Here is a 7,822-nt window from a genome sequence, read left to right as displayed (position 1 = left end):
GCTTCGCCCCCGGGGAGAGCAGCGACGTGATCGCCGAGTTCAAGGTGGACAGCGCCCGCCTGCCGCACGGCGCCGAGCTGTGGCGGCTCGGCGCGGACGGCGCCACGCGGCTGGTCGCGGTCCTGGACACCGACGCGCTGGTCTGGCGGAAGGCGGACGAGGCGTGACCCGCGACGGCTACGTGGCCCGCTGGCGGGGGCGGGAGTACCAGGCCAGCCCCGCCGGGGACGAGGTCCGCCTCTACCAGCCCGGCCCGGAGGAGGGGTTCACCGAGGTACGCCCCGGCCGGTACGTCCGGGTGGTGCCGGCGGCCGAGGTCGACGATCTCGCATACGTGCGGACCACCTGCACCTGGCAGGGACAGCCGTTCATCGTGCTGGCCGAGCACGAGGGCTGGCTGCGGCTGGAGTACACGGGTGGGCGCTGGCCGGTGGCCGAGGCGATGGGGCTGGAGGCGTTCGACTTCGGTGTCTACCAGGGCTGGGCGCCCGCGACCGAGGTGGCCGACCTGGGCGAGCAGCGGGTCTGAGTCAGGACTTCGCCCAGCGCAGGACCTCGCCGAGCACCAGGTCACGGGCCTCCACGTGGGGGAAGTGCCCCACGTCGTCGAGCAGCCGCCACTCGTACGGCGCGCTGACGTAGCGGCCGGAGCCCTGGGCGGTACGGGGAAGCGACGCGCGGTCCAGCGCGCCGTGCAGTTGCAGGGTCGGCGTGACGAGCGGCTTCTGCATCAGCTTCACGAAGCGGTAGCCGTGCAGCCGCAGCACCGAGCGGAACGCCCAGCGGTAGCCCTCCATCGCGCAGAACGCGGCCTGCGGGATCTGCATCGCGACCCGGCAGCAGTGGGCGTAGGCGGCGAAGTCGGGGCTGTCCGCCCAGCGCGGGCCGCCCCACCGGCGCAGGATCTCCTCCACCTCGGCGGCGTCGTCCCGGGTCAGGACGTGCTCGTAGCGGGGGAGCTGGAACTTGAGCGTCGCGGTGGCCGAGGCGAACTGGCCGCGCGGGTCGGCGAAGATGGCGGCCCGCAGCCGCAGCGGGTGCGGCGCGCCGAGCACCACGAGCCGCCGGACCAGGGTCGGGTGGAAGGAGGCGGCGGTCCAGGCGATGAGCCCGCCCGCGCCGGTGCCGACCACCGTGGCCGATCGCTCGCCGAGTGCGCGGATCAGGCCGGCGACGTCGGCGGCGAGCGTGTAGCCGTCGTACCCCCGGGGTGGTTTGTCGCTCGCGCCGTAGCCGCGCAGGTCGACGGCGACCGCCCGGAAGCCCGCGTCCGCGACCGCCGGCAGCATCTCGTGCCAGGCGTACCAGTACTCGGGGAAGCCGTGGAGGAAGAGCACCATCGGACCGGCGCCCGCCTCGACGACGTGGAACCGGCTGCCGTTGGCACCGACGAACCGGTGCGTCCACGGCCCCTCGGGCAGGACGCAGGACTCGTCGACGGGTCCGCCGCGCTGGTCGGTCATGGGGCACAGCCTAGGGCCGCCGATCGCGCATCGGGCTCGCAGGTGACCAGGATCAGGGATTTCTCCGGGAGGTGACCCATGTGGCCCGGCGACCGCTGCGGGGTCAGGATTCGGCGACGCGCATGGGGATGCCGGGCCCGCAGTCCACCGAGCGGTCCCGTGCGGTGAGCCGCAGCGAGACGAAGTCGCCCTTGCGCAACTCCCCGGCGTCCGGGCCGTACACGGCGTACTCCGTGCCGTTCTCGTCCATCAGGCCGTAGCAGGGTCCGGAGCCGCCCCGGGTGATCCATCCGGCGACGACGCCGGCTGGCCGGTTGTCGGTCGGCTTCCTCGGCGGGCCGGCGGGACGCCGCAGCGTCGGCAGTTCGGTGGCGGACAGCGGCGCGGGCCGGTCGGCGGGCGTGCCCGCGCCGCTCGCGGCCGGCTGGTGGTCGTCGGACACGGATCCTCCGTCTCGGCCGCGCCGTCGATCAGCGCCGTCGTGGGGCGGCCGGCAGCGTGGGGCGGGTGTCGAACGGATGGGACGCGGGCGGGGTACGCCGGGTTCCCGGAAAGGGCGATGCCCGGGCGGTGAGCCCGCCCGGGCATCGCGTGGCGCGTCGATCAGTGGATCAGGAGAAGCGGACCTTCAGCGAGGTGCCGTTCTGCTCCAGGACCTTGATCTTGGTGCCGGTGGCCGGGAGCTTGACGCCGTGGTTCGGCAGCTCCGGGTACCAGTACTGCTTGGTGTCGTCGAACAGCGGCTGCGCGTCCTGACCGCGGATGTACTGCGGCTGGCTGTTGATGTGCAGCGTGAACGAGTCGGCCTTCTTCAGGCTGAACGGCGCGTCGTAGACCTGGACACGGGCCCGCCAGGGCTGGCCGGTCAGGTTGTAGATCGGCCGCGGGTGCGCGTCGATGATCATGTTCCGACCCTCACCCGGGTGCGCGAACGTGTCGTTGTCCGCGAACCGCAGGTTCCAGTAGGAGATCAGCAGACCCTCCTGGTACGCGTAGTGGTCCACGTAGTCCGGGCGGGTGTTCGCGTAGCCGAAGAAGTACGGGCCGGTCTTGAGGTACTTGTCGTACGAGACGTACGACCGGTGACCGGCGATGTAGTAGTTGTCGAACTTACGGGTGTAGGTCTCCTCGACGATGCTGAAGCCGCTGAGGGTCCAGCCGTTGGCACCGGCCTCGGCGCCGTCGGTGAGGAGGGTCTGACCGTCGGCGGTCACGGTGATCGCGTCACCGTAGAAGCCGCCCTCGGACACGCCGCCGTCCGTCTGGTAGCGGAGCCGGAACTGCACGACCTTGCCGGCGACCGCGTCCATCGGGATGTTGACGTCGACCCACTGGTCGTTGCTGGAGCCGTCCAGGGCGTAGCGCCCGGGGGAGATCTCCTTCAGCGGGGTGCCGTTGGCCGTACCGGGCAGCGAGGTCCAGGTCTGGCCACCGTCGGTGGACGCCTCGAAGAACAGGTAGTCGTAGTCCGCCTCGATGCTGTAGCGACCCTTCATCGACAGCGCGGCGCTGGTCTTCCCGGTGAGGTCGACAGTGCGCGTCATCGTGTTGTTCAGGTCGTCGTCGTTGCCCGAGAAGAACTGCTTCGTACCCTCGAACGGCTTGCCGTTCTGGAACGTGTACTCCCGCTGCGGCAGCACCACCACGGCGCCCTGGGCCTTGTTGGAGTTGTACTCCTGCGGCCCGAGTTCCAGGGTGCGCTTCTGGCCGGCCACGATCACCTCGTAGTCGAGCCAGCCGAGCTGGAGCTTGTTCCAGGCGCCGAGGTCGCCACCGCGCTCGCCGATGCCGCCGTCGTTCTTGGCGCCGAGCCGGCTCTGGGCCATCAGGGTCCAGTGCTCGTTGTTGTTGTCCCCACCGCTGACCACGTTGTAGTCGTCCGGCAGACCGAGGTCGTGGCCGTACTCGTGGTAGAAGACGCTCCGGCCACCGTTCTCCGGCTGGATCGTGTAGTCACCGATCCAGACGCCGGTGTTGCCGATCTGGGTGCCGCCGGCCGGGAAGTTCTCCGGGCCGGTGTTGCCCTGGTCGCTGGCGAAGGCGTACCACCGGTGGCTCCAGATGGCGTCCTCACCCTGGTACGGGTCACCGTCGGCCTCGTCGCCGCCGGCGTGGACGATCTGGAAGTGGTCGATGTAGCCGTCCGGCTCGTTGAAGTCGCCGTCGCCGTCGAAGTCGTACCGGTCCCACTGGTCCATCGCCTTGACGTCCGCGGCGATCTCCGCGTCGGAGCGGCCCTGCGCCTTCTGGTCGGCGACCCACTGGTTGGCGGCGTCGCGGACCAGGGCCCAGGTGTTGGTGCAGACGTTCGAGGCACACGGGTAGCCGCCGGAGCGGCCGTAGCGAGCCTCGTTGTACCGCACCTTCACCCAGTTGGTGACCTCGCCGTCGACGCTGTACCGACCCGAGGACTGGGCCTCGTAGTACTGCTTCAGCGACTCGTCGCCCGGGTTGGTGCCGAAGTACAGCTGCCGGTAGTAGTCGGCGCTGTAGTCCGCCTGCCAGACCGTGGAGTTGTCCACCGCGCGGTTGGGCTGGGGGATCTGGTTGCGGAGCGGACCGTCGAACCGGGTCGGGCCCGGGGTGTCCGGGTCGGTGTCCTGGTCCGGGTAGTTCGGGTGCCGCTCGTCGCCGAACTCCGCGAGGATGACGAAGATCCTGTCGGTCCGCTCGCGGGAGAGTTCGACGTACTGGTCCTTGGTCGGACCCTTGCCGGCCTTGGTGCTCTTGGCTGCCTTGCCCGCCGCGGGACCGGCGGCGGCCCGCTCGCCGACCTTGACGACCGTGCTGCCGTTGATCTTCTGGGCCTTCGCCCTGCCGGACAGGACCTCGCTGAGGCCTTCCTGGCGCAGCGCGCGCCGCTTCTCCTCGAGCGGGTTGGGCAGGTCGTGCTCAGCCTGCGCAGGCTCGGCCACCGACGGAGCGGCGGCCGGCAGCTTCGGCGTCGGCGCGGCGCTGGCGGCCGTGCCTGCCACCAGCCCCGTCGCGGTCAGCGAAAGCCCGAGCAGACCCACTGCGACTTTGCGCACGTGGTACCTCCGGTGTGAGGGAACCGGCCCAACTGGGGGTACGGGCCGGTGGAACGGTCCACTGGTGGGACCAAGGGTGAACATAGACACTGCTGCGACTGGTGGGAAGACGCGTGCGTCGATTTGTTGCAACTTTTTGTTGAGAACGCTTTTCACCGTCACACACCTGCCCGTCACCGAGTCGTTGACCAGCGACGATGCGCGGAGCCGCGATTGCAGAGACATGCATGGATTAATGGGTTGCGCGGAAGGGCCGGGAGCGCTCACGCTCCCGGCCCTTCCCCCATCGAGCTAGATCAGATCATTTTTCGGTCATTCCGGTTCCGCTTTGACCGCGCCCGTTTCAGGGACGCGGCGGGACCACGTACACCTGGGCGTACGAGTTGTCCTTGGCGGCCCGCTTGATGATGATCGAGACGCCGTACTGGACGCCCGCGTCACCCGGGTTGCCGGTGCCGAGCACGATCGCCCCGCCACCCAGCGTCGAACCGTAGTAGTCGGTGGCCGGAGAGCCGTCCGGGTTCACCACCCGGGTCGTGTACTGCTGGTTGCCCCGCGACGGGACGACCACCGAGGCGTCGTTGTCCCGCGCGTACGCGGCGCCGTCACGGATCTCGATGCCCGGGTACCAGCCCTTGGCGTCGGTGAAGCCCTTCACCGGCGCCTGCGGGCCGAACTTCGTGCAGTACTCGCTGTACGGCTCGTCCGCCGCCTCCAGGCACTCCTTGAACGGGTACGTGGGCTTGAGGCCGAACGCGGCGTTGGAGGACTGCGGCCGGCTGGGCAGGTTCTTCAGCACCGACGGGTCCTTCTCGGCCGCGGTGCCCTTGCGGCGCAGCGGGTCGTTGTGCGAGTCGACGATCAGCAGACCGCCCTTGGCGCCGTAGCTGGGCAGCGCGGTCATCTGCGCGGTGACGTGGTTGACGTCGCCGAGCTGGGTGTCCCGGTACCAGACCAGCATGCCCGGCGCGTTGTACGCGATCCGGTCGACCTTCCACGCCTCGTGCGAGTAGACGGTGTCGTAGGTGTACTTCAGGCCGTTGTCGAAGCCGTCGAAGTTACGCCACTCGGCCAGGTAGTAGTGCGACTTGACCTGCGTGCCCGAGTCGATGTACCAACCCGCGCCGCTGGTGTCGGTGAAGGTGCCGCCGGTCTGGGTCCAGCCCGCCGCGCCGCTCTCCACGTCGTCGCTCCAGGTGGTGGCGCCGCCGCCGGTCACCGAGAAGTCGTCGGCGAACCAGCCGCGCTCGACGAACGCCTCGTCGGTGGCGTACCGCAGCCGCACCTGCACGGTCTGCCCGGCGAACGACGACAGGTCGACGTAGTCGTGCCGCCAGCCGCCGGTGCTGCCGCTCAGGCCGTACTTCTTGTTGCCGAAGTCGACCATCCGGCCGTTCGGGTCGGCGTAGCCGTCGTTTGTGGAGACCAGCGCGCCGCCCTCGGCGTACACCTTCTGCTCGTTCCAGGTGGCGCCGCCGTCGGTGGAGACCTCGACGAAGCCGAAGTCCCAGTCCGCCTCGATGACGTAGTTGTTCCACATCCAGAACTTCGCGTCGGCGGCGTTCGGGACGGTCACCGTGCGGCTGAGCTTGACGTCGGCCCAGTTCTGGTCCGCGCCGGAGTACCACATGTTGCCGCCGCTGTGCGGCGTCGCCAGTGAGATCACCTTGTCCGGCAGGTCGATCTTGATGCCGTCCTCGGTGCCGACCGGCGTACGCGACGTCTGCCCGAGCTTGACCAGTTTGGACCGGTCACCCGGCCCGAACGTCTTCGGCTCGGCCCAGCCCAGCACCCACTTGTCCCACAGGCCCATGTGGGTGGGCAGCGCCTGGAAGATCTCGCCGGAGTGCGAGCCGGACGCCATCAGGTCCCAGAAGTCCACGTCCGAGTCGGCGTTGCCGGAGGTGTCGTAGAGGTCCGGCAGGCCCAGGTCGTGGCCGAACTCGTGGGCGAAGACGCCGACGCCGGCGTCCTCCGGCTGCACGATGTAGTTCGACACCTTGAGGTTGGTGCCGGGGATCGTGTAGCCGCCGGCCACCGTCGAGGAGTGCGCCCAGACCGAGTAGATGCCGATGTCGCCGCCGCCACGGGACTTGCCCTGGTTGGCGTGCACCAGCACCAGGTGGTCGATCACGCCGTCCGGCTCGTGGTAGTTGCCGTCGCCGTCGCGGTCGCTCTGGTCCTCGATGTCGTAGTCGGCCCAGGGGAAGTTCGGGTCGGCCGCGGCCAGCGCGTCGATCGCGTCGGTGGCGAGGCGGCCGGCGCCCTGCGGGTTGTCCGGGTGGCCGTTCATCGACTGCTCACGCCCGGCGACCCAGTTGCCGTTCTCGTCCTGGAAACAGCGCGACGCGGCGTACCAGCCCTCCGAGTGCGGCACCGTGATCCACGGGGTGGCCTGCCCGTCCACCGTGTACGCGCCCTTGGACATCTCCAGGTACATGTTGTGCATGGTCCGCCCGGCGAGGCTGATGCCCGGCTTGCCGTCCGGCCCCTTGAGATCCTTGCGGACCCGCTCGGTGATGCCCTTCTTGCTGTAGAGCATCTTGTCGTAGTGGGCCGGCGAGAAGTCCGGCACCCACATCGAGTTGTTGTCCTTGTGCGGCAGCGTGGCCGGGTTCGGGATGGTGTTGTGCCGCGGCCCGTTCTGCACCGTGCCGGGAACGCAGGTGCGGTCCTCGAACACCGTCTTCGGGACCATCACGTCTGTGAAGTCGTCGTTGGCGTTGTCGTTGAACTCGACGAGCAGCGTCAGCAGCTTGGCGGTCTGCGTACTCTTTGCCTGCTTGATCTTGCGAGGGCTCTTGCCGGTCCGGATGGACTTGGCCTCCAGCTTGGCCAGCTCACGGGCCGCGATCGGGTTGCCCCCGGCGTACTTGCGGTCGTAGGCGCGGGCCTCGTCCGCGGGCGAGGTGAAGACGCCGTCACGGCCCTTGATCTCCTTGCCGCCGGTGTCCGGCTGCACCTCGGGCTCGGCGTAGTTGATGTAGTGCTCGTCCGCCCCGATCGTGACCGGTGCGGACCGGGACGGCTGGGCCGCCGCGCTGCCCGTCACGGTCAGCGACGTGGCCGCGAGCGCGATGACGGGCAGCGCGACGAGTAAGCGTCGCCGTGCCCTGTGCTGCGACATGGGGAGCATGCCACTCCGTTCGTAGGGAATGGTGGGGAACCGGCCGTCTCACTGACGCTCGTCGAAATCCGCCGGTGCGGCTGAACGTAACCGACAACAAGCGACATCGACAGTGGTGGAAAAGTGCTCTGGCCGATCAGGTCAGATCGGGTCCCCCGATCGACCGGCGCGGATCCCGGATACGACGAAGGGGGCGGACCGCG

General features: G+C 69.4%; 5 protein-coding genes. 1 reads left to right on the top strand and 4 read right to left on the bottom strand.

What is annotated here, in order from left to right:
* Positions 1-163: 163 nt before the first annotated feature.
* Positions 164-529: a hypothetical protein gene (locus tag KBX39_RS01580; protein ID WP_043327276.1), complete on the top strand. Its 366-nt coding sequence runs from the start codon at positions 164-166 to the stop codon at positions 527-529.
* 1 nt (position 530) lies between these two features.
* Here KBX39_RS01580 and KBX39_RS01575 read toward each other — a convergent pair whose 3' ends face one another.
* The 4 genes from KBX39_RS01575 to KBX39_RS01560 all read right to left on the bottom strand — a co-directional run bounded on the left by KBX39_RS01575 (position 531) and on the right by KBX39_RS01560 (position 7,619).
* Positions 531-1,463, bottom strand: coding sequence for an alpha/beta fold hydrolase (locus KBX39_RS01575; RefSeq protein WP_043327273.1), 933 nt, complete (start codon positions 1,461-1,463; stop codon positions 531-533).
* A 103-nt stretch (positions 1,464-1,566) separates the two neighbouring features.
* Complete coding sequence (locus KBX39_RS01570) at positions 1,567-1,905, bottom strand: hypothetical protein (protein ID WP_210868821.1); 339 nt, start codon at positions 1,903-1,905, stop codon at positions 1,567-1,569.
* A gap of 169 nt (positions 1,906-2,074) precedes the next feature.
* A complete protein-coding gene (locus tag KBX39_RS01565) occupies positions 2,075-4,477 on the bottom strand; it encodes an immune inhibitor A domain-containing protein (RefSeq protein ID WP_043327268.1) in 2,403 nt (800 codons plus the stop codon).
* 358 nt (positions 4,478-4,835) lie between these two features.
* A complete protein-coding gene (locus KBX39_RS01560) occupies positions 4,836-7,619 on the bottom strand; it encodes an immune inhibitor A domain-containing protein (protein ID WP_247659769.1) in 2,784 nt (927 codons plus the stop codon).
* Positions 7,620-7,822 lie beyond the last annotated feature (203 nt).

Origin of the sequence: Micromonospora sp. D75, from assembly GCF_018070405.1 — a bacterium.
Lineage (GTDB): Bacteria > Actinomycetota > Actinomycetes > Mycobacteriales > Micromonosporaceae > Micromonospora > Micromonospora chalcea.
This window is presented reverse-complemented; position numbering and strand designations above follow the sequence as displayed.